We start from the raw sequence: 22,767 nt of genomic DNA on the forward strand, positions 1-22,767 counted from the left end.
TTCACTTTCTACTATTTCTCGATATTCCCTTGTGCGATTTGATATACTTTCGCATTTTTCATAATTTCGTGATCAATGCCTTCTACAGATGTTGTCGTAACAAATGTCTGTACTTTATGTTGAATCGTACTGAGCAGGTGCGTTTGTCTGGAATCATCGAGCTCACTTAAAACGTCATCAAGTAATAAAATGGGGTATTCCCCCACTTCTTGATGCATTAATTCAATTTCAGCAAGCTTAATTGACAGCGCTGTTGTTCGTTGTTGACCTTGAGAGCCAAAGGTTTGCGCATCCATTCCATTCACTTTAAAAGATAAGTCGTCACGATGTGGACCAAACAAACTATTGCCACGCTCAATTTCTCGCTCCATATGTTGTTGAATATAATCAAATATTTCTGTCGTTAAGACTTCTTCAGATTGCGAGGGGTCTTCAAACTTTAGACTTGGCATATACTGTAATGTTAATGTTTCTTTGCCATTCGTAATCCCTGTATGAATAGGTTCCGCTAAGGTCTCTAGTTCGTCAATAAAATGACGTCTGCGCTGCGTTACTTTCACTGCATAAAGTGCAAATTGTTGATTGAGCACTTCTAACATTGTCGTATCTTTTGTCTTTTTAAGTTGGAGCTGTTTTAGATAGTGATTGCGTTGTTTTAAAATCCGTTGATATTGTGATAAATCATTCAAGTATAAACTTGAAATTTGACCTAATTCCATATCGATAAACCGTCGTCGAATTTGTGGTGCACCTTTGACAATGTTTAAATCTTCGGGCGCAAAAAGTACGACATTGAGATGACCAATATACTGGGTCAATCGACTTTGTTCTAAGTGATTAACTTTTACTTTTTTGCCTTTTTTCGTAATAAACATCGTCAGGGGCATCGTTCCGTGACGAAAATTAAGCTCACCCTCTATTTTAGCATATTCTGCATCAAAGCGAATGAGCTCTCTATCATTTGATGTACGATGGCTTTTTGCTAAAGCGAGTACATAAATCGATTCCAGTAAATTTGTTTTACCTTGCGCATTTTCGCCAATTAAAATATTGACTTCAGGATGGCATTTCAGTAAAACAGAAGCATAATTTCGATAATTTTCAAGCTGGAGTGTTTTTAGTTTCATTGCTCACCAAACTTGATAATAAATGAACCCACTTCTGGAATATCAAGTTGATCGCCATCACTCAATTTTTTACCGCGGCGTGTTTCATGTTCTCCGTTGAGGTAGACGTCATATTCTTTTAAAAACCATTTCGCTTGGCCACCGGATTCCACGATGCCTTCGTAATTTAAAAATTGCCCTAAGGTGAGTTCACCATCAACGATTATTTCTTCAGCCAAATCTATCACTCCATTCCTATTTGCTCACTTATATATTATACCGTTTTAACAATAAAATTTCATGTGCAAAAGTGTAGAAATACGGTGATTTCTCTTGTAAACGTTTTACGTGAAACATTTTTCGATAAATCCGACACATGCCTCTTATTTTTGCGCTTCAAGTTCTTGATCAATGACTTTTTTTATCTGTTGATAATCTGTGACATCTTCCACATGTCGACCATTCACATACAACGATGGCACTTGTTGGACTTGATATTTTTTTGCCAATTGATGATCTTTTTTCGCATGTGTCAGTGTTTGATCTGATTTGGATTGATAAGCTTGGATGATTTTTTTCTTTTGTTGTGAAGAAATATTTAAGGTATCTAACCCACTTTTGATTAAGTCGTCCGTTAACCAAGTCTCTTCAGATACAGCTTTTTTAGACTGCGGTTGGTGTTGATATAGAAAACGATGGAAAGACCAATACGCCTCTGGTGCATATGTATTTACAGCTAAGGCTGCGCGTGTGCCTCGCATAGATTCTTCACCATGTAATAAAACGTTCACATAGCGTAGTTCGACTTTGCCAGAGTCGATATACTCTTTTTGAAGTTGGGGTTTGATTTCTCTTTCGAACGCCCCGCAGTATGGACATTTATAATCTCCAAATTCTACAAGTGTCACATTATTTTTCGCATTGCCTTGGTAAGGTTGTTGGGCAGTATCTTTGTGAAGTTGAGCGACGTCTTTAATGTCTGTCGTTTGATTTTTAGAAACAAACCACAAGCTTAATCCGATGACAAGAAAAATAAATAGTGACACAAATGCGATCATAAGCACTGTTTTTTTAGATTTCATGATATTCCTCCAAATTGATGTAATTCTATTTTACTAAAACTAAGTCTCTTTTTATATTACACGTACGTTAAAAACTAATTTCTTTTTTAATTTACAAAAAAAGAAGCCAGGACGCCCTGACTTCTTAAACGTAATTTTAGTATGTGCGTATCGGTAAAATTAATTGTGTCACCGTATCATCATCTTTGGGTTTTAAAATAAAAGGTTTCATTGTCCCAAAAAATTCAACTTCAACTTCATCGTTATCAATCGCTTTTAACGCATCCATCATATATTTTGAGTTGAAGGAAATTTTGAGGTTGCCCCCTTCTACATCTTGTGCAGTGACTTCTTCTTTTACAGTACCGATTTCTGGAGATGTAGATGATAATTCAACTAATGCATCACCCGTACTTAATTTGATGACATTATTTCCACCTTCACGTGCTAATAAAGACGCACGATCAATGGCATGATAGAAATCATTGTTATCTAATCCTAATTTGATTTCATAGTTCTCTGGGAACAAGCGAGATGTGTCTGGATAATGTCCCTCAAGTAAACGAGAAATGAAATTAATATGGCCTACGCGGAATAAAACTTGGTTTGAAGCAAAGAAAATATCAATGTGTTCTTCATTTTCAGTCATAATTTTGTTTAATTCGGCTAATGCCTTACCTGGAATGATGACATTTTTGTCTTCAATCTCTTCTTCAAGTTTTAACTTTCTTACAGCCAAGCGGTGCGAATCGGTCGCAGTGCATATTAATTCATTTTCTTGTATAAGCCAGTTGACCCCTGTAAGTACAGGGCGTGTTTCTGAGGTGGACACTGCGAAATTCGTTTGTGCAATAATGTTTTTAAGCACTTTGATAGGTAATTGTAGCGCATCGTCACTTGAAACTTGTGGTAATAAAGGATATTGGTCAGGATCTAAACCACTAAGATTAAATTCAGAATGACCTGACGTGATTAATGTTTGAAATTGTTCATTTGTTGATAATTTAACATCTTTCCCTGGCAATTTTTTAATGATGTCTACGAAGAAACGCCCTGGGAGTACGACTGAACCTGGTTCTTTAACTTCAACGATATCTTCACCATCGACTTGATTAGGAATTGTAATTTCGATTGAGATTTCTGAATCAGAACCTGTTAATACAACCCCTTCATTCGTTGCTTCGATTTTAATCCCCGTTAAAATTGGTAATGTTGTTCTTGGAGATATTGCTTTTAATGTATCGTTTAATTGCGTGATAAAATAGTCTCTTTTGATAGAAAACTCCATCATTTCATAAACTCCTTTCAGTCGTTTATATAGTTATAGTTATATTAAAAATAGTAATCATAGTCATAGGTGCTGTGGATTAGTGGATAAGTTCATAAAAACAAGAGAAATCAAGTTTGTACACATGTGGATAAACTGTGCATGGTGTGTATAAGATTTTCACATTATCCACATTTCACTTTTCTTACGCATTGCGTATTTCTTTTTCAAGAGATTCGATTTCTTGCTTTAATGTCGGATCATTTTGGATGTCTTTAACAATTTTGTCGTGTGCATGAATGACTGTCGTATGATCACGTCCTCCAAACTCTTCACCAATTTTTGGTAATGAAAAATCGGTCAATTCTCTAGAGAGATACATCGCGATTTGTCTTGGGTAAGCGATTGATTTCGTGCGTTTTTTCGCAGCAAAGTCTTCGATGCGTACGCCATAGTATTCTCCTACCACTTTTTGAATATCTTGAATAGTAATCTTTTTCGATTTTGGAATTTGAATAATATCTTTTAAAGCATCCGCCGTGAGTTCTGTTGTTATCGGTTTTCCTTGGAGTTTTGAAAATGCAAGGACACGTGTTAACGCACCTTCTAATTCGCGAATATTCGTTTGTATTTGATTAGCGATATACGTGAGGGCTTCTATTGGGATATCAAGATTTTCTTCTTCTGTCTTTTTCTGCAAAATCGCCATACGTGTTTCAAAATCTGGCGGTGTGATGTCTACGATAAGGCCCCATTGGAAACGTGATTTTAAACGTTCTTCAAGAGTTGAAATCTCTTTAGGTGGGCGATCACTAGAAATGACGATTTGTTTATGATTTTGATGCAAATCATTAAAAGTATGGAAAAACTCTTCTTGTGTTTGTTCTTTTTTTTGTATGAACTGAATGTCATCGATGAGTAAAATATCAATATTTCGATATTTTTCGCGAAAAGACTCTGTATCGTTGTTCCGAATAGACTGGATAAATTCATTGGTGAACTTTTCACTAGATGTGTAAAGCACTTTTGCATTGGGATTGTTTTCTAAAACATAGTGTCCAATAGCATGCATCAAATGTGTTTTTCCGAGACCTACGCCTCCATAGATAAATAGAGGATTATAAGCTTGTGCGGGTGCTTCAGCCACAGCTAAACTTGCAGCATGCGGGAAGCGATTGCCTGGGCCAATGACAAACGTTTCAAAAGTATTGTTCGTATTGAATTGTTCACCGTTTGTTTCGGGATTGGCGACAGGCGGCTTGGCCTGTGCTGATGAAGCGGGTTCAAGTTCATCAAAATCTGCTTCTGTTAAAAATCGCACCTGATTAACGGATTTTCCAGTAACAGTTTTAATAATAGCTTGAATTAATTCCGTATAATTGGTGCTCAACCAACTTGCAACGAAAGGTTGATTGACGAGTACAATTGCTTCTTCATCAGACAGAGTATGCAATTTCGTGTCTTTGAGCCAAGTTTGATAAGAAATACTCGAAACTTCTTCTTTAGATAAGCTGAGAACTTTGTCCCAAATTTCTTGTTCTGACATTTACACTCCATCTTCCTAAGTTATTTTTTGAGTTATACACAGTTTCTTTAGCAGTGGATAAAGTAAATCACATGCTGTTAATAATTATCCACAAATTAATCACACTCTGTGGGTAACTATAGATAAGTTCAGTATTATACACAGGGATTTGTCACATTATCTCGTTAAAGAAAGCTATGCAACGTAAGGGGTCTAACCACTTATCCACACAATTATACTTTTTAACAACATCCTCTGTCAAACGGGTGTGAATATGTGCCCAAAGTTTTGTGTAACTTGTGCACAAAAAATAATTATCCACAATTTGTTCGGACTCGACTGTGCATAAGTGGATAACTTTTATAGGGTTAATCACAGGCTAATTCAAAAAATACGCTTGATTTACATATATGAATTTGATATTATGTAGTAGTTGCTTGAAATGTAGACATTTCATTTAAGAGAAAAATATCTTTTTAAACGTGGTCTCACGTTGAAGATCAAGATAGTTAAAATGAATGAAGATAATTGAATGAAGCAAGATGGAGGTGTTTTTAATGGTAAAACGTACTTATCAACCTAATAAACGTAAACATAGTAAAGTGCACGGTTTCAGAAAACGTATGAGTACTAAAAACGGCCGTAAAGTATTAGCGCGTCGTCGCCGTAAAGGCCGCAAAGTCTTATCTGCATAAGATAAAGGTCTAATTGAATGACACCATTCATGTTAGAGGTGTCGTTGCAGGGGTTAGAATTGAAATTAGCTTGTTTCAAGTGTATGGATAATTCAAACATCGACTGCCAATTTTAAAATCAACAGTATGTATAGGGGCTAGGACAGCATGATGTCCCAGCCCTCTTTTTTTCGGAACAAGACTTAAGAAGACGTTTGAAATGAGAAAGACGAGTGATGTTAAATGGAAAAAGCGTATCGTATTAAAAAGAATGCAGATTTCCAATTGATCTACCGGAAGGGAAGGTCAGTTGCAAATCGCCAGTTTGTCGTTTATACGTATCATCACAAACAAGCCGAGCATTTTAGATTAGGTATCAGTGTTTCAAAGAAAATTGGAAATGCGGTGACACGTAATCGCATCAAGCGCAGTATTAGAGAATGTTTCAAAGTGCATAAAAACGATATGTTACCACGAGATATTATTGTGATTGCAAGACACCCAGCAAAAGAAATGTCTACGTTAGAAATTCAAAAAAGTTTAGAGCATGTTTTAAAAATTGCGAAGCTCTTTAACAAGCGAATAAAGTGATTTTTTAGACTTCGGTTTGTGTGACATCAGACACCCCGAAGTCTAACTTCTACTTCTGTCCTATAGGGTGCGCAACTGTATAGCGCTTGGATGGAGTAGTTCAGACATGTCGGTAAAACAGTAAAGTCGCAATAGTGAGATAAAGAATTTAAAATAAAGATAGTCATAAAGGAGGTTCGTGTGTCATGGAACAATTAGATACAATCACGAGCATTTCGACACCGATGGGGGAAGGCGCTATTGGTATCGTACGTATGTCAGGGCATGATGCTGTTGAAATTGCTGACAAACTTTATAAAGGAAAACATCAATTAAAAGATGTCGCTTCTCATACCATTAATTATGGCCATATTGTCGATCCTGAAACGGATGAAACGGTCGAAGAAGTCATGGTGTCTATTTTACGTGCACCTAAAACATTCACACGTGAAGATATCGTTGAAATCAATTGTCACGGCGGCATATTGACAATCAATCGTATCCTTGAACTTACGATGACACATGGCGCACGAATGGCAGAACCTGGTGAATATACAAAACGTGCCTTTTTGAATGGCCGTATTGATTTATCGCAAGCTGAAGCAGTGATGGATTTTATTCGTTCGAAGACAGATCGCGCGTCTAAAGTGGCTCAAAATCAAATCGAAGGTCGTCTAAGTGACATGATTAAAGCACAGCGTCAGTCTATTTTAGAAATTTTAGCCCAAGTCGAAGTCAACATAGACTATCCTGAATATGATGATGTTGAAGATGCGACGACTGAATTTTTATTAGAACGTTCAAAAGCGATTAAAACAGATATTCAAAAACTTTTAGATACAGGCGTTCAAGGTAAAATTATGAGGGAAGGCTTATCAACCGTCATTGTAGGGAAGCCGAACGTCGGGAAGTCTTCTATGTTAAATAGTTTGATTCACGATAACAAGGCCATTGTCACTGAAATTGCAGGAACAACACGTGATGTATTAGAAGAATATGTCAATGTACGTGGTGTCCCCCTTCGTTTAGTAGATACTGCGGGTATTCGTGAAACAGAAGATATTGTTGAACGTATCGGTGTCGAACGTTCACGTAAAGCACTTAGTGAAGCGGATTTAATTTTATTTGTGCTCAATTACAATGAACCATTAACTGAAGAGGATCGCAAATTATACGAAGTCATCAAAAATGAGGACGCAATCGTCATCATTAATAAAATGGATTTAGAACAACGATTAGATATTGATGAAGTGAAAGCGATGGTAGGGAAGATGCCGGTCATTGAAACCTCCATGCTTAAGCAACAAGGTATTGATGTACTAGAACTCCAAATCAGAGACTTATTCTTTGGTGGGGAAGTCCAAAACCAAGATATGACGTATGTGTCTAATTCAAGACATATTTCATTATTAAAACAAGCCAAAAATGCGATACAAGATGCAATAGACGCCGCAGAAATGGGCGTACCAATGGATATGGTTCAAATCGATTTAACACGCACATGGGAGATTTTAGGTGAAATTATAGGCGAATCGGCAAGTGAAGAACTGATTGATCAACTCTTCAGCCAATTCTGTCTCGGAAAATAAAAAAGGAGGAGTTAGCATGACACAAACATATGATGTCATCGTCGTAGGGGCAGGACATTCAGGGATTGAAGCAGGATTAGCTGCTGCACGACGTGGCGCTAAAACATTAATGTTAACGATTAATCTAGATAATATTGCGTTTATGCCTTGTAACCCATCCGTTGGGGGACCTGCGAAAGGTATCGTTGTACGTGAAATCGATGCACTCGGAGGCCAAATGGCGAAAACGATTGATAAAACGCATATTCAAATGAGAATGTTAAATACAGGTAAAGGTCCAGCAGTACGTGCGTTACGTGCCCAAGCAGACAAAGTATTATATCAACAAGAGATGAAACGTGTGCTTGAAGATGAGCCAAACCTTGATGTGATGCAAGGTATGGTTGATGAGCTCATTATCGAAAATGATGAAGTAAAAGGTGTGCGTACTAATATTGGTACAGAATATGTGGGGCAAGCCGTGATTTTGACAACAGGAACATTCCTTCGCGGAGAAATTATTTTAGGGAACTTAAAATATTCAAGTGGCCCTAACCATCAACTGCCTTCGATTACGCTCGCCGATCATTTGCGGGATTTAGGATTTGATGTGGTACGTTTTAAAACGGGAACGCCCCCGCGTGTAAATGCACGTTCAATCGACTACAGTAAAACAGAAATTCAACCTGGCGACGATGTAGGTCGTGCCTTTAGTTATGAAACAACAGAATTTATTTTAGACCAACTGCCTTGTTGGTTAACTTATACAAATGGAGACACGCATAAAGTAATAGATGATAATTTACATTTATCTGCGATGTATTCCGGTATGATTAAAGGGACAGGTCCAAGATATTGTCCTTCTATTGAAGATAAGTTTGTCCGTTTTAATGATAAACCACGTCACCAGTTGTTCCTTGAGCCAGAAGGTCGCAACACAAATGAAGTATATGTGCAAGGCTTATCTACAAGCTTACCAGAACATGTACAGCGTCAAATGTTAGCGACAATTCCTGGTTTGGAAAAAGCAGATATGATGCGTGCAGGTTATGCAATTGAATATGATGCGATTGTGCCAACCCAACTATGGCCAACACTAGAAACGAAAAAAATTAAAAACTTATATACAGCAGGTCAAATTAATGGGACATCTGGTTATGAAGAAGCGGCAGGACAAGGGCTCATGGCAGGTATCAATGCGGCAGCACGTGTGTTAGGAAAAGAAGAAACGATTTTACAACGTTCTGATGCTTACATTGGAGTATTAATTGATGACCTTGTAACGAAAGGGACGAATGAACCTTATCGTTTATTGACGTCTCGTGCAGAATATCGTCTATTATTGCGTCACGACAATGCAGACTTACGATTGACAGATATGGGTTACGCATTAGGATTGATTTCTGAAGAACGCTATGAAAAATTCAATCAAAAACGTCAAAACATTAGCGATGAAATCATACGCTTATCTCAAATTCGTATTAAACCAAGCGAACGCGTTCAAAGTATTATCGAGCGTGAAGGCGGTTCACGTTTGAAAGATGGCATTCTTGCCCAAGAGTTGTTGCGTCGCCCTGAAATGACATATGAGACGATTTTAGAAATATTAGAAGAAACTTCTCACTTAGGGGCAGATGTTGAAGAACAAGTCGAAATTCAAACGAAATACGAAGGCTATATCAATAAATCGTTGCAACAAGTGGAAAAGGTTAAACGAATGGAACAGAAAAAAATTCCAGAAGACTTGGATTATAGTAAAATTGATAGCTTAGCAACAGAAGCGCGTGAAAAATTGTCAGAGGTTAAACCATTAAATATTGCTCAAGCATCACGAATTTCAGGCGTCAACCCTGCAGATATTTCAATTTTACTTGTGTATTTAGAACAAGGAAAACTTCAGAGGGTGAAATAAATGAGCGTAACATGGTTAGCAGAACAACTTGAATCACATGGTATTACTTTGTCAGATAAGCAAAAACAACAGTTTGAAACTTATTATGATATGCTTGTAGAGTGGAATGAAAAAATTAATCTAACAAGCATTACTGAAGAACATGAAGTGTATTTGAAACATTTCTATGATTCCATTACACCGAGCTTCTATCATGATTTTAACGACACGCTGAACGTCTGTGATGTGGGAGCTGGTGCTGGATTTCCAAGTATTCCACTTAAAATTGTCTTTCCAAATCTTCGTGTGACGATCGTTGACTCATTAAACAAACGGATTCAATTTTTGAATCAATTGGCGATGGCGCTAGACTTAGAGGGCGTTCATTTTGTGCATGATCGCGCAGAAACATTTGGTAAAAATGAAGCCTACCGGGAGTCTTTCGATGTTGTAACCGCAAGGGCTGTTGCACGTATGTCTGTACTCAGTGAACTTTGCATTCCACTTGTGAAAACGCGCGGTGTGTTTATCGCTTTGAAATCGTCGAAAGGCCAAGAAGAGTTAGATGAAGCACGTTTTGGCATCGGTATTTTTGGTGGACGCATTGAGGATGTTTTCACATTTAAGCTTCCTGAAGATGCAGGTGAAAGACAAATTATTAAAATCCAAAAACGAAGTCAAACACCGAAAAAATATCCAAGAAAACCAGGCACACCGAACAAATCACCACTTATTGATTAGTGGCGTAGGGTATTGGGGATGGTTTAAGGGAGAGAAGCATAATGAAAAAACCTTTTTCTAAACTATTTGGATTAAAAAATAAAGATGAATTACTCGAAATGGTTGATGAGACAAGCCAAGGTGTCGAGTCGATAAAAATTGAACGGATTGTACCCAATCGTTATCAGCCACGCCAAACGTTTGATCCTGCGCGTATTGAAGAACTTGCTGAATCTATACAAGCGCATGGCCTCTTACAACCGATTGTGGTTCGTCCTATCGAAGAGAATATGTACGAAATTATTGCAGGGGAACGACGTTTTCGAGCACTCCAACATCTACACAAAAGTGAAGCGGACGTGATTGTCCGTGCATTGAGTGATGAAGAAACGGCCGTCGTTGCACTAATTGAAAATATTCAGCGTGAAAACTTATCGGCCATTGAAGAAGCGGAAGCCTATAAAAAGCTGTTGGCATTTGAAGGCATTACGCAATCTGAACTTGCGAAAAGCGTGGGGAAAAGCCAAAGTTTCATCGCCAATAAGTTGCGTCTTCTAAAGTTAGAGCCAGTGGTGTTAGACGCTGTACGAGATCACCGCATTACAGAAAGACATGGACGTGCCCTTGTAGGTCAAACTGCAGAACGTCAAGAAGAAATGCTTGATCTTATTTTAAAAGAGCAACTGAATGTTAAACAGACTGAAGAACGTCTTAAAACAACAGAAAATCGTGTGAATGAGGAAACAAATGAGGGGGAAACAGTGATTGCACGACCTCCTGAATTTGTCCAAGATATTTCAGAAGCACGGGATATTATTGCGGATAGTTTACTTGAAATTAAAGCCAATGGCATCAAATACGAGCAAAAAGAAAAAGAACATGAGGATTACTACGAAATTAACATTCGCGTTTACCGTAAGTAGTCTTGTGTTATTTCCCAGGTAATAAATACGCTATCAAATACGAAAAAAGACCTCAAATTCAACGTTAAAACGAATTTGAGGTCTTTTCATATCTTTATTCGGTAATGAAAAATTTAAAGTGTCGCTTTTGCGGCTTCAATGGCGTCACGTGTAAGTTCATGGCTGTTCACCCAGTATGAAGTTACATTCGCGCCACGTGTTTTGAATAAATTTTCAACATCATGACTTTGTTCTACAGTGACGATAGGGTCAGCTTTGCCCATAGATAAAAAGACGTCTTTATTCGATAGGTCTAACTGTGAATCCACGTCTAACGGATAGAGTGGTGCAAACAGTAATCCTTTGCGATATGGCATTTCAGGTTGTAACATCAGTTCAATCGCAATGTTAGAACCATTCGAGAAACCAACTAAAATGGTATTGTTAATATCAAAGTCATATTGTGTGGCTGCGTCTTTTAAAAACGTATGAAGTTCTTGTGTACGGAATTTTAAATCCTCTACGTCATAGTTTCCTTCTCCATGACGTTTGAAAAAACGATTCATACCGTTTTCTGATACATTACCTCTTACAGCGATGACATTGTAAGTCGGGTCTAATAATTCAGCGACTGGGAGTAAATCATGTTCATCGCCACCCGTTCCGTGTAATAAGACAAACGTTGGCTTTTGGGGAGCTCCTTTTTTGAAAATATGTTCCATCGTATCACTTCCTTTATCATCTAGGTCTATTTATCGTAAATAACTCGCCTAAAGTGGCATAGTTATCACCAGCGAGTCGGCTGACCGGTTTTAAACCGGCCACATTGACATAGCCTTTCTCTTTATCAAAGTACGTTTCATCTATATAGAGTTGCGTTATTTCGAGTAATATCAAATCGGACACGGTTTGGCCGTCAGTCTTAATTTCGATATGATCATAGAGTTCCGTTTCAAAACGCACAGGACTTTCTTGAATGAATGGGACCTGAGACGTTTCAGTTTGTTGCGTCGTGAAATGTGTTAAATCAAGTTCACTTTTGTCCTTATCTAAAGGTGCCGAGGTTAAATTTGCATCATTGACATTATTTTCAGTCACGATATGAATAACTGCTTCTTTTGTATCTAAAATATTTTGAGCCGTATCTTTCATCGTTCCATTGTCGTGTCGTTGGACCGCTATTGAAAGGAGCGCCGGTTTAGATGACACGATATTGAAAAAACTAAATGGGGCAATATTAACTGTGTGTGTGCGTGATAAAGTTGTAACAAGTGCGATAGGACGTGGAACGACTGTCCCGATTAAAAACTTGTACAATTGTTGTTTAGATAGTGACGTTGCGTCAAACTGAAACATGAGTGATGCCTCCTCATTCTTATTTTGAACGTGTGGTATCAAATGGACGGATTTCAGACTCGATAAAATCACGTTTACTTTCTAAAAATGGAGGTAAAGAGAGCGATTCACCTAAAGTTTCATAAGGTTCATCCCCCATAAAGCCAGGACCATCAGTAGAAAGTTCAATTAAAATATGACCAATACGTGCGTAAAGCGCTTTGAAGAAGAAGCGGTCAATGAGACCAGAATTGTGAACGCCTAATTCAGTATAACGCTCTAACCAATTTTGAATCGCTTCATCATCTTCCACACGGAATGAAACGTGGTGCACTTCACCGTAACCTTGACGTGCTTCAGTACCAAGATCTTTACGTAAAATCACTTGACCTCCGTTACCGCCTTTACCGACTTCAAGCAATGTGACATCTTCTTCTTCGATAATCGGTTTCATACCGTAAAGTTCCATCAATGTTTGTTTGAATTCCTCGTAATAGCTCACAGTAATTTCAATAGGGCCTAAACCATAAATGGCTTTGTCTTCTGGGACAGGACCATTTTTCCAAGGAACACCAGGTTCAACGCCTTCATTGTGCTCATCAGAAATCAGTTGGTAAGTCTGACCGTCCTCTTCTTCAAATGGTAACACTTTTTTGCCGAAAAGTTCTTGAATGTCCTCATGTTTAACATTAAATTCTTCAAAACGTGCTTTGTAGTACTCTAATGCAGCATCATTTGGTACACGGAAGGAAGGACGACTAATAGAGTTTGTGCCTTTTCGGCCTTTAGGATTATTAGGAAAATCAAAGAATGTCATATCTGTACCGGCGTGGCCTTCATCATCTGCAAAAAATGTGTGGTACGTATAAATGTCATCTTGGTTTACTGTTTTTTTCACGAGGCGCATACCTAATATATCTGTAAAGAAATGATAGTTTCTTTCTGCATCGTCTGTCATCGCAGTCACATGGTGAATGCCTTTTAATGGAAATTGAATCATAATGAATCTCTCCTTTAGTGAATGATATTTCTAATTCGAAATAAAATGTATGTAAAAATCAAGTACACACCCCGAAGTTACTCGGATTGTGTACTAATTCGCTTTAAAACCTTTTGTAAACTTTGCAATTCATCCTCTGATAAATCTGAAAAGACAGAGGCAATTGCATTGGCGTGATTTGGGAAAATTTCATCCATAAATGCTCTTCCTTTATCGGTAAGGGAAGCATAGCTCACGCGTTTATCTTTCGTATCTTGTCTACGCTGTATATACCCTTTTTTCTCAAGGTTTGTAACCACGTAAGTTGTACTGCTGCTCGCAATTAAAATACGTTCTTTAATGCGTTGAATTGTGTGTTCACCGCGATTGTAGAGTACCTCTAAAACAGCAAATTCTGTCACGTTTAAACCATAGGATTTGATATCTTTGTGTATCAATTTATCTAACATGTCATTCGTACGTCTTAGTCCAATAAATACTTTTAATGAAGTATCAACACGGTTCAATGACAACACCTTCTTTAATTTATTTCGAATTCGAGATAATTATAACGTATATCGTTTTAGATGTAAAGGATAATGTTTGCTAAGACACAATGATTCTGGAAATGAGACGTTATGTTACATTTTTTGTCATTTAATTGTTATATAAATCCAGAAGTTTTCCATTGTTTTACAAAATGAATGTATTTTTTTTACAACGCGGACACCCTGATATATTTATGTTACCATATCTCTAGATTAATTGATATCAATGATTTGGGAGGATTATTTTTTATGAAAAAGTTAACCGCTGCAACAATCGCTACAGTTGGATTCGCAACTTTTGGTATCATGCAAGGTGATGCTGAAGCAGCAGAACAAGTACAGTCAACATCTACATCAACAACGTTTTCTCAAGAAACACATGATTACGTTACAATAGATGCACAAGGGAATTACCACCATACATTAGATGGCAATTGGAATCCATCAATGTTTGAACAAGGATTATATCATTCTTCATATACAGATGACATGGGACGTCATCATTATGTTTATTATGCACAAGGTGAACAAGTTCAAGATGACAATGACTATACACCAAGTCAATCTCATGCTGTAATCCAAGCACAAAAGAATAATGGTCAATCTCAACAAATGAGAGAGACGCATAATACGCAACAATATACACAATCACAAGGGCAATGGAATGTGAACACAACAGATCAAACAGGCTATAGTGCGCCGAATGCGTCAGCTCAAACAAGCTACAATGCATCAAATACTTCATCTAATGAAGGAAATGCATCAACAAGTGCTTTAACACAAAGCCAATCAACACCAAATGCACAAACGCAAGCAAAACAAGCAACTCAACAAACGGATAATGCAACAACTGCATCATCTAATAATACGGCAGCTTCAGGATGGCTAAATAAATATCCGAAATGGCAACCGTATGGTCAGTATACAACGGGTGGTGCGCACTATGGTGTAGATTACGGTATGCCTGAAAACACACCTGTATATTCTTTCACTGATGGTAAAGTCATTGATAGTGGATGGAGTAATTATGGTGGAGGTAACCAAATTACTATCCAAGAAGCGAATAGCAATAATTATCAATGGTACATGCATATGAATCAATTGAATGTGAAAGCTGGAGATACAGTTTCTAAAGGACAACAAATTGGTTTGTCTGGTAGCACAGGTAATTCAACTGGACCTCACTTACATTTCCAACGTATGTCTGGTGGCATTGGTAATCAATACGCTGTTAACCCAGATAGCTATTTAGCAAATCAATAAACAAAAACGAGTAAGCGAAGAAAAATTTCGCTTGCTCGTTTTTTTATTTTACACTGATTTTTTCATTGTAATGTGTATATTCTGGATGATAGTTAAAAAATTGAAGGATTTTTGAACCATGTAGACGTTTTAAGAAATAATCTAGACCAAAACGACCACTATTGTAACCACCCATGAAAATGAAAATTCCGATTAAAATATAGAGCGGGTTGACTGAAACTGTACCGGCAAATAAGAACATGAAATTCATTAATAAACCGAAAAATGCGCCAACTGGTGTAAATAGACCTAAAATCAATAATAATCCGATACACACTTCTAAAATAGGAATTAAAATATTAATCACCGGTGCCATCGGTAAGACAATATGTTCTAAAAATGATGTGAAAATAGGATATTGGACACCGGACTCGCTTGCAACTGGATGTTGAATGGCATTTTGTAAAAAGCCCCCAGCGTTAAATCCACCGCTCAAAAATTTACCAATACCGGACATGAACCATCCAAATCCTAAGTATAAACGTAATAAAAGTAAAAGCACACTTGCAATTTTACTTTGTTGTAACCATTTAATCATAATAAACACCCCTAAAAAAATAAATATGAATATATTGCTTTGTATTAGTATATTTAATATATCTTGTATACTAAATATATCACTTAGAAATGCGATTACAATAGTTTTGTTCAATTTTTCACAAATTATTCAAAATTCGAGATAAATATATCCCAAAAGCAAACTAAGGTTAAAAGAAGTGGAATAGTGGTATAATTTTTATAATGATAATATTTATAATTTTTAAAGGATGATTTTAATGGTGGAAGTTAAACACAGTAATCATAAGTTTTATGTTGGTGAATCAGAAGATCACGTGGATGCTTACATGTCGTACGTCCCTTCCGGTAAACAGAGAATTATTATTGATCACACAGAAGTGGGCGAAAGCCTACAAGGTCAAGGCGTAGGAAAACAATTAGTAAAAGCGGCAGTTGAGTATGCGCGTGAAAATGACTTGAAAATTTTAGCTACTTGTCCTTTCGCAAAAGGTGTACTTGAAAAAACAACTGAATATCATGATGTATACCAAAAATAATTCAAAATGAGAGGTTTTTATTAATGGTTAAAGTAAGTAATTTTCAAGAATTAAAAGAAGCAAACGTCGCAGATAATTCAATTACAGTAAGTGAGAATATTCAATTAGAAGAACCTATTGTTTTAGAATCTGGAGTACAACTTGAAGGTGAATCTTCTTCATTTGAATTAACTGGAACAGGAAAACTTATCGTATTAACTGAAAATAATACCTTAAAAAATATTACATTGCGCACTAATAAAAATGAAGACGCCGTAAGCTTTAAAGAACAAGGCGTCAAAGGGCAATTTACATTAGAAAATGTAACAACATATGGTTCAGTTTGTTTAACCGCTGACGACGCTGCAGGTGATATCCGTATTGATATTACAGATGTAGATGTAGTTGAAGCTAATGTAACGCATAAATCAGAAGGCCCTACAGGTTTTGGTGTTACGGTTATCCAAGGTGGGTTAACTGTTTGGAACCGCACCCCAGATATTCGTTTCGATACTGAAATTAAAGATGTCACAATTGGACGGGACGGTGAACCAGTGAATGGTAGTGGTGTGTTTGTTTCAGGTACAGATGAAGCACCAATTTATTCAAAATTAATTACAACAAAAGACGTTTACACAAATGGTTTACTCACACAAGGTGTGGCAGACCGTATTTCAGCTGGCGTATTCACCGTAACAAATGCACGTGTTGATCGTGTTGAAAACCATGGTGTGACAAAAACATATGGTTTCAACGATATGGTACTCGACAACTGGGGCGCTGTAAAAGAATGGGTCGTACAAAACGATGTATTATCTGAAGGAACAAGCGGTATCGGCTTTGTAAACTTCGGTAATATCCATTTGTTAGATATCCAAGCCCCTATTATTACAAGAGGTACTGGTGCACGTGGTATTAATAACTACGACGGTACAATTAAAGAACTCTACTTAAAAAGTATCGAAACACACGGTGACGGTGCAGTAGGTATTCAAATTAGTAAACCTGTAGGTAAAGTTACCGTGCATAAAAATATAGAAACTTACGGTGGCACAGGCGAATCTCTTGTTAAAGGGGTTATTAAAGAATTATCAGCAATCGGTATTAGTATTTTAGACGGCGCTGAAGTTGAAGGTCTTGACGTTAAAGGTAATGTATACACATATGGTAAAGACATTACACCTGTACAAAATGAAGGTACTGTCAAATCAGGACTTAACATTTCAGGTGAAAGTGCAAATAAATACGAATAATTGATAGATTCTAAAGGTATCTCAATGAGATATACTGAAAAGGCTGTCGCAAAGTTCAACTTTGTCGACAGCCTTTTTATATATTAAAGATGTGACTATTCTTTAAAATCTTGCTTAGACCCTTCAGAAGTCTCGGCTAAAGCCTCTATCAAAGGGGCTTTAATTTCTCAAGAGGAGGTCATAAAATTTATTTTACTCGTTAAACTGTATGAAAATAGCCCTCAAAATTTATTTGAGCGTAAATTTTTATTATAGATGGACGTATCCAACTCTATTTCCATGCACTTTTGGTTGAGGGGAGTCTAACCGGACTATTTCAGGGGAGACTTCCCTATTTGGTTTTGTGCCATTTTTAGTGGGACTTCGTAATGTTGGCAGTTTTCCCATGACAAATGATCTTTAAAAATATGGAAACCTTGGTTTAAAAACGTATGAAGCTCATGAAGCGCTTCAGGCGTCGTGGATTTGAGTTCATAGATGAGTTCTGTTAGTTTTGGATCAAAGTAAGCTTGATCGATTAAAGGTTGATCAAATGTGAAGGAACTGTCAACGAACGGATAAGGTAAAACGAAGAAAGTCGGTCCTTCAAATGTGTCGTCCCCAAACCAAAAACCAAACTCAATAAAATGCTCATCGAAGGCTGCATATTCAATAACTTGAGACGGTTCAAACATTTCGTGAAATGCATTGTAGTTGATAATCGTAGAAATGTCGAAAGTTCCCCAAAATAGACCTGGTTTAATTTTACGTGCTCTGAAAGGGGCCACAAACTGGCTCAGTGCACGTACTGCAAATTTCATTAAATGCAACACTTCATGACTAATTTTTTCATTATAATGATGATGTTCAGTATCACGATCAAAAGGGGTCGTATGTGCCATTTCTTGAGGTGTCGTATTGATAGGAACCTCGACTTTAAAACGTTTCAAGGTTTGTTGTATCCATTCATAATAGTCTTGAATCGTTGTACCCTCACGTAACGGCATTTCGTCACATCCATGGTCCGTTTCCACAACGAGACGATGAAATTGTAAATCGACATTAATCGTATAGGTACAGTCATAGTTGAAAAGTAAGCCTGTCGAAAAACCCGTTGTATTCATATCCAAAATCACATGTGCCCATTGAGGTTCCTGAAAAGCACTTGCTAATTTATGCTTTCCAAGTACTTGTGCTAAAAGGTGTAGTGTTTCTTGTTCTTTTTTCCATTCTGCAATCTTTAACATCTGTAGAACCTCCATTGAAATGTGTTTATCATGTATTTACCCGCTTTTTTGATGATTTTTACATCCTGTTGGAAAATACAAAAAAACGACGCATTTACGATTAAATGCGCCGTTATATCTTAAAGTCTTCGCTTATATTATTCTTCTACTGCAAATTCACTATGTGCTTCGAATTTAACTTCTTTACCTAACATTACGCCACCAGTTTCTAAGGCTTGGTTAAAGTCGATACCATATTTTTCGCGGTTGATTTTACCAGTCACTGAGAAACCAGTCACTTTGCCACCAGTCATTGGGTTCGCACTAATACCGTTAAATTCAACATCAAATGTTTCTTCGTGAGTTTGACCTGCAATTGTTAAATCACCAGTCACTGAGTCTTCAGTGATTTTTTTAGTTTTGAATACGATTTGTTTGTTTTCATCCGTATTGAAGAAGTCTGCTGATTTTAAGTGGTTGTCACGGTCTTTGTTATTTGTGTTAATAGATTCAACGTCAATTGTAGTCACAGCTTCAAGTGAAGATAAATCGTTCACATCACCGTTAATTTCAACGTTGTAGTTTTCAAATGTTCCTTTAACACGAGAAACCATTAAGTGTTTAATTGAAAATTCTAATGTACTGTGTACTTGATCAAAATTATATTTTGCCATTGTAAAATCCTCCTAGAAAGTAAATGTTTCGTCTACGGTATAAATGTTATACCATGTTTCGTCGGATTGCAATAAAAAAGTTTCAATTTCGAAATATTTTTGGAATACTATCATTTTAAGCGCATGACAATAGTTTCATCATACGTGATATAAATAGTTTACCTTTTAAAGATGTCGACTAAACATGGAAAGAGAAGAAGTCAAATGTTATAGGGATTAAGACCATTAAGACGTAACTATAGATATAGAGGGCAGTGTATGGCACGTCTTCTAACATCAATTTATGTCAATATTGTGAAGATAAAGAATATCGTTTACAATATAAGAAAACGCTTTCAAAATAGCGTTTAAGGGGATTAAACAAAGGGGGAGTTGTATGATTACATTTATTGTCTGTATTTTGGTATTGATTTTGGGTTATTTTACGTATGGTAAGTATATCGATAAGATGTTTGGCCCAAAATACGATCGACCGGCACCCGCGCATGATCAACGAGATAATGTAGACTTTGTGCCGATGAAAACTTCATCTAATTCACTGATTCAACTGCTAAATATTGCTGGTGTGGGCCCGATTTTTGGTCCGATTATGGGGGCACTGTATGGACCTGTCGCTTTTATTTGGATTGTCATCGGCTGTATTTTCGCAGGGGCTGTACATGATTACTTAACGGGGATGATTTCGATTCGTAATCGTGGTGCGCATTTACCACAACTGGCGGGTAAATTTTTAGGTCAAGCTATGAAACACGTCGTGAATATTTTTACATTGCTTTTACTGTTACTTACAGGGACGGTATTTGTGACAAGTCCAGCTTTACTGTTACATAATTTGATGGATGGACGTGTCGCTTTAGGTCTCATTATTTTTGTTATTTTTGTGTATTACATTTTATCTACAGTATTGCCAATTGATAAAATTATCGGACGTATTTATCCTATATTTGGAGCTTTGCTGGTAATTAGTGCTTTAGGAGTCGGTTTTAGATTAATCCAAACGGGCGCACCTATCCCAGAGTTAACATTGGAAAATATGCATCCTGATAAAGCGCCTATATTCCCATTACTCTTTTTTACGATTACGTGTGGTGCTTTATCCGGATTTCATGCTACTCAATCGCCTATCATTTCTCGTACAACGAATAAGGAAAAGAATGCACGTGTCATTTTTTACGGGATGATGATTGCAGAAGGGATTATTGCGATGATTTGGGCCGCAGCAGCGATGAGTTTATTTGGTAGCTATGGGGGCTTACAAAATGTATTAGCTCAAGGTGAAGCTGCACTTGTCGTAAGTAAAGTTTCAACGATGCTTCTCGGCTCATTTTTCGGGACAATCGCCGTGTTAGGTGTTATTGTGCTGCCGATTACTAGTGGAGATACATCATTTAGAAGCGCGCGTATGATTATTGCAGATTATATTCATTTAGGACAAAAAGCCATCAGCAAACGTTTTATTGTGGCAGTCCCATTATTTATTGCGAGTTTCTTATTAACACAAGTTGATTTTACAATATTGTGGAGATATTTTTCATGGGCCAATCAAACAACAGCTGCTGTGGCCTTATGGGTCGGAGCTATGTACTTGTTAATCGCAGGAAAAAATTATTGGGTGGCCTTCATTCCGGCGACATTTATGACGTGGAATTTATTTACGTACATTTTAAGTCAGCCGATAGGATTTGGACTCGATTTAAATTTAAGTTATGTCGTGGCGATAGGCTTAACGGGGTTATGGCTTTGTTATTTCTTTTATCAATATCGAAAAAATACAGTGGGCGATGCGTTTCAATTGGATCATGCTGTCCAATTGAAAAATCATCCGAACTATTCTTAATTTAATATGCGAATCAAACTTTATTAAAAGAGGATGTTACTAAAATGTTTTGTAACACCCTCTTTTTTAGTATATCTTCACACTAGCGCACGCATAGTTTTATTATTTTGTAAAAGTGTTTTGTTATTCAAAAATTTTGCCAGATGTTAAAATAAGGCGAGTAGAAAAGGAGATGATTCAATGATTGTAGAATCGATTCAAGGCAATATCGCAAACTTAACATCGGAAGAAAAACAAGTGCATATTGAAAAAGTGTATCTTGAAAATTCTGATCTTGTTAAACGTATCCAACGTGTGAAAACAGATCATGGCACAGAAATTGGGATTCGTTTAAATCAACCTATAGATTTACAATATGGCGATATTTTATATCGTGATGACAAAAATATGATTATTATCGATGTCAATTCTGAAGATATTATTGCGATTCAACCACGCACTTTAAAAGAAATGGGTGACATTGCACACCAATTAGGCAACCGTCATTTGCCAGCGCAGTTCACTGAGTCAGAAATGCTTGTCCAATATGACTACCTTGTAGAGGATTTATTAAAAGACTTAGGCATTCCTTATCAACGAGAAGCTCGAAAAGTGAACCAAGCTTTTAAACATATAGGACATTCTCATGATTAATCAAGCGCAATTAAAACTCTTTCAATTTTGTGATTCTCAATTTCCAACAGGGGCATTTAGTCATTCTTTTGGATTAGAGACGTATATTCAGCGTGAGGATGTGCATGATGCGGCCTCATTTCAAACGTGGTTGAAAGTTTTTTTAACTGAACAATTGACGTATACAGACGGTTTGGCGATGCGTATGACGTATGAAGCTCTTGAACAAAATGATGAAGCGGAAATGAAACGCATTGATCAAATGTTATTTGTTCAAAATATACCAAGAGAAACGCGTGTAGGCACAAAACAAATGGGAAAACGTATGGCACATTTGGCCCACACACTTTACGATGATGCGTGGTTAAACTGGTACTATCAAGAAGTTACAGAGTACCGTCTCCATGCACATCCGGCAGTCGTATTTACGCTATTAGGCCACCATTTAGGTATTTCACTTGAACAGATTATTGATTATTTTTTATATCAAAACATCTCAAGTTTAACGCAAAATGCCGTACGCGCCATTCCATTAGGGCAAACAGAAGGCCAAAAAATTGTTTCAGAGATGATGCCATTTATCACAGACACACGTGAGGCAATTATGGTAGAAGATGAACGTAATTTTGGTTTAACTGCGCCAGGCATTGAGTTAAATCAATTAGAACACGAAAACGTGAATGTAAGAATATTTATATCGTAGG

The 22,767-nt window shown here is 37.0% G+C and carries 24 protein-coding genes; 12 read left to right on the plus strand and 12 right to left on the minus strand.

What is annotated here, in order from left to right; translation table 11 throughout:
• Positions 1–11: 11 nt before the first annotated feature.
• From recF to dnaA, 5 genes are all read right to left on the minus strand, one after another.
• Positions 12–1,127 carry a DNA replication/repair protein RecF gene (gene recF, locus G8Y84_RS00670; RefSeq protein WP_037575320.1) on the minus strand — a complete coding sequence of 372 codons (1,116 nt, stop codon included), beginning with the start codon at positions 1,125–1,127 and terminating at the stop codon, positions 12–14.
• On the minus strand, positions 1,124–1,345 hold the full coding sequence (locus tag G8Y84_RS00675) for an RNA-binding S4 domain-containing protein (RefSeq protein ID WP_037565318.1): 222 nt from the start codon (positions 1,343–1,345) through the stop codon (positions 1,124–1,126). Before G8Y84_RS00675 ends, recF begins: the two co-directional genes overlap by 4 nt.
• Positions 1,346–1,489: 144 nt before the next feature.
• Positions 1,490–2,188, minus strand: a complete 699-nt coding sequence (locus tag G8Y84_RS00680) for a DsbA family protein (RefSeq protein WP_051604977.1) — start codon at positions 2,186–2,188, stop codon at positions 1,490–1,492.
• A 136-nt stretch (positions 2,189–2,324) separates the two neighbouring features.
• Positions 2,325–3,458: a DNA polymerase III subunit beta gene (gene dnaN, locus G8Y84_RS00685; RefSeq protein ID WP_084276046.1), complete on the minus strand. Its 1,134-nt coding sequence runs from the start codon at positions 3,456–3,458 to the stop codon at positions 2,325–2,327.
• Positions 3,459–3,639: 181 nt separating this feature from the next.
• Positions 3,640–4,980: a chromosomal replication initiator protein DnaA gene (gene dnaA / locus G8Y84_RS00690; protein ID WP_037575324.1), complete on the minus strand. Its 1,341-nt coding sequence runs from the start codon at positions 4,978–4,980 to the stop codon at positions 3,640–3,642.
• 536 nt (positions 4,981–5,516) lie between these two features.
• Here dnaA and rpmH point away from each other — a divergent pair.
• From rpmH to G8Y84_RS00720, 6 genes are all read left to right on the plus strand, one after another.
• A complete protein-coding gene (rpmH, locus tag G8Y84_RS00695; protein WP_000240855.1) occupies positions 5,517–5,654 on the plus strand; it encodes a 50S ribosomal protein L34 in 138 nt (45 codons plus the stop codon).
• 222 nt (positions 5,655–5,876) lie between these two features.
• Positions 5,877–6,224 (plus strand): ribonuclease P protein component, encoded by a 348-nt coding sequence (gene rnpA, locus G8Y84_RS00700; RefSeq protein WP_037575327.1) that lies wholly within the window; start codon positions 5,877–5,879, stop codon positions 6,222–6,224.
• A gap of 185 nt (positions 6,225–6,409) precedes the next feature.
• Positions 6,410–7,792 (plus strand): tRNA uridine-5-carboxymethylaminomethyl(34) synthesis GTPase MnmE, encoded by a 1,383-nt coding sequence (gene mnmE / locus G8Y84_RS00705; RefSeq protein ID WP_107367125.1) that lies wholly within the window; start codon positions 6,410–6,412, stop codon positions 7,790–7,792.
• A 16-nt stretch (positions 7,793–7,808) separates the two neighbouring features.
• Positions 7,809–9,683 carry a tRNA uridine-5-carboxymethylaminomethyl(34) synthesis enzyme MnmG gene (gene mnmG / locus G8Y84_RS00710; protein ID WP_037575332.1) on the plus strand — a complete coding sequence of 625 codons (1,875 nt, stop codon included), beginning with the start codon at positions 7,809–7,811 and terminating at the stop codon, positions 9,681–9,683.
• Positions 9,684–10,403, plus strand: a complete 720-nt coding sequence (gene rsmG, locus G8Y84_RS00715; protein WP_103159127.1) for a 16S rRNA (guanine(527)-N(7))-methyltransferase RsmG — start codon at positions 9,684–9,686, stop codon at positions 10,401–10,403.
• A 41-nt stretch (positions 10,404–10,444) separates the two neighbouring features.
• Positions 10,445–11,305, plus strand: a complete 861-nt coding sequence (locus tag G8Y84_RS00720) for a ParB/RepB/Spo0J family partition protein (RefSeq protein ID WP_037575337.1) — start codon at positions 10,445–10,447, stop codon at positions 11,303–11,305.
• Positions 11,306–11,418: 113 nt separating this feature from the next.
• On the opposite strand, the gene mhqD is transcribed toward G8Y84_RS00720, so the two are convergent.
• The 4 genes from mhqD to G8Y84_RS00740 form a co-directional block, all read right to left on the minus strand.
• Complete coding sequence (mhqD, locus tag G8Y84_RS00725) at positions 11,419–12,006, minus strand: methylhydroquinone degradation carboxylesterase MhqD (protein WP_037575340.1); 588 nt, start codon at positions 12,004–12,006, stop codon at positions 11,419–11,421.
• A 16-nt stretch (positions 12,007–12,022) separates the two neighbouring features.
• Positions 12,023–12,640: a flavin reductase family protein gene (locus G8Y84_RS00730; protein WP_037575343.1), complete on the minus strand. Its 618-nt coding sequence runs from the start codon at positions 12,638–12,640 to the stop codon at positions 12,023–12,025.
• Between the two features lie 19 nt (positions 12,641–12,659).
• Positions 12,660–13,619 carry a ring-cleaving dioxygenase MhqE gene (mhqE, locus tag G8Y84_RS00735; RefSeq protein ID WP_037575346.1) on the minus strand — a complete coding sequence of 320 codons (960 nt, stop codon included), beginning with the start codon at positions 13,617–13,619 and terminating at the stop codon, positions 12,660–12,662.
• A gap of 77 nt (positions 13,620–13,696) precedes the next feature.
• Entirely contained in the window at positions 13,697–14,125 is a 429-nt protein-coding gene (locus G8Y84_RS00740) for a MarR family winged helix-turn-helix transcriptional regulator (protein ID WP_037575350.1), read from the minus strand.
• A 270-nt stretch (positions 14,126–14,395) separates the two neighbouring features.
• Between G8Y84_RS00740 and G8Y84_RS00745 the strand changes: the two genes are divergently transcribed.
• Entirely contained in the window at positions 14,396–15,409 is a 1,014-nt protein-coding gene (locus tag G8Y84_RS00745; RefSeq protein WP_103159131.1) for a M23 family metallopeptidase, read from the plus strand.
• A 43-nt stretch (positions 15,410–15,452) separates the two neighbouring features.
• Here the strand turns inward: G8Y84_RS00745 and G8Y84_RS00750 are convergent, their stop codons facing one another.
• Positions 15,453–15,986, minus strand: coding sequence for a DoxX family membrane protein (locus G8Y84_RS00750; protein ID WP_103159132.1), 534 nt, complete (start codon positions 15,984–15,986; stop codon positions 15,453–15,455).
• Between the two features lie 238 nt (positions 15,987–16,224).
• On the opposite strand from G8Y84_RS00750, the gene G8Y84_RS00755 reads away from it, so the two are divergent.
• Both G8Y84_RS00755 and G8Y84_RS00760 read left to right on the plus strand, forming a co-directional pair.
• Complete coding sequence (locus G8Y84_RS00755; protein ID WP_103158628.1) at positions 16,225–16,503, plus strand: GNAT family N-acetyltransferase; 279 nt, start codon at positions 16,225–16,227, stop codon at positions 16,501–16,503.
• A 23-nt stretch (positions 16,504–16,526) separates the two neighbouring features.
• Positions 16,527–17,735 (plus strand): hypothetical protein, encoded by a 1,209-nt coding sequence (locus tag G8Y84_RS00760; RefSeq protein ID WP_105963074.1) that lies wholly within the window; start codon positions 16,527–16,529, stop codon positions 17,733–17,735.
• 311 nt (positions 17,736–18,046) lie between these two features.
• Here G8Y84_RS00760 and G8Y84_RS00765 read toward each other — a convergent pair whose 3' ends face one another.
• Both G8Y84_RS00765 and G8Y84_RS00770 read right to left on the minus strand, forming a co-directional pair.
• Complete coding sequence (locus tag G8Y84_RS00765) at positions 18,047–18,961, minus strand: DUF5996 family protein (protein WP_105963075.1); 915 nt, start codon at positions 18,959–18,961, stop codon at positions 18,047–18,049.
• A gap of 137 nt (positions 18,962–19,098) precedes the next feature.
• Positions 19,099–19,614, minus strand: coding sequence for a YceI family protein (locus tag G8Y84_RS00770; RefSeq protein ID WP_037575365.1), 516 nt, complete (start codon positions 19,612–19,614; stop codon positions 19,099–19,101).
• A gap of 376 nt (positions 19,615–19,990) precedes the next feature.
• On the opposite strand from G8Y84_RS00770, the gene G8Y84_RS00775 reads away from it, so the two are divergent.
• From G8Y84_RS00775 to G8Y84_RS00785, 3 genes are all read left to right on the plus strand, one after another.
• Positions 19,991–21,451, plus strand: coding sequence for a carbon starvation CstA family protein (locus tag G8Y84_RS00775; protein ID WP_165806048.1), 1,461 nt, complete (start codon positions 19,991–19,993; stop codon positions 21,449–21,451).
• Positions 21,452–21,631: 180 nt separating this feature from the next.
• The gene (gene ureE / locus G8Y84_RS00780) at positions 21,632–22,084 is read left to right on the plus strand and encodes an urease accessory protein UreE (RefSeq protein WP_105963077.1); all 453 of its coding nucleotides are present in this window, start codon (positions 21,632–21,634) and stop codon (positions 22,082–22,084) included.
• Positions 22,077–22,766, plus strand: a complete 690-nt coding sequence (locus G8Y84_RS00785; protein ID WP_105965581.1) for an urease accessory protein UreF — start codon at positions 22,077–22,079, stop codon at positions 22,764–22,766. Before ureE ends, G8Y84_RS00785 begins: the two co-directional genes overlap by 8 nt.
• The last annotated feature ends 1 nt before the right edge of the window (position 22,767 follow it).

This window comes from Staphylococcus sp. 11511212 (assembly GCF_011394755.1).
GTDB lineage: Bacteria > Bacillota > Bacilli > Staphylococcales > Staphylococcaceae > Staphylococcus > Staphylococcus chromogenes.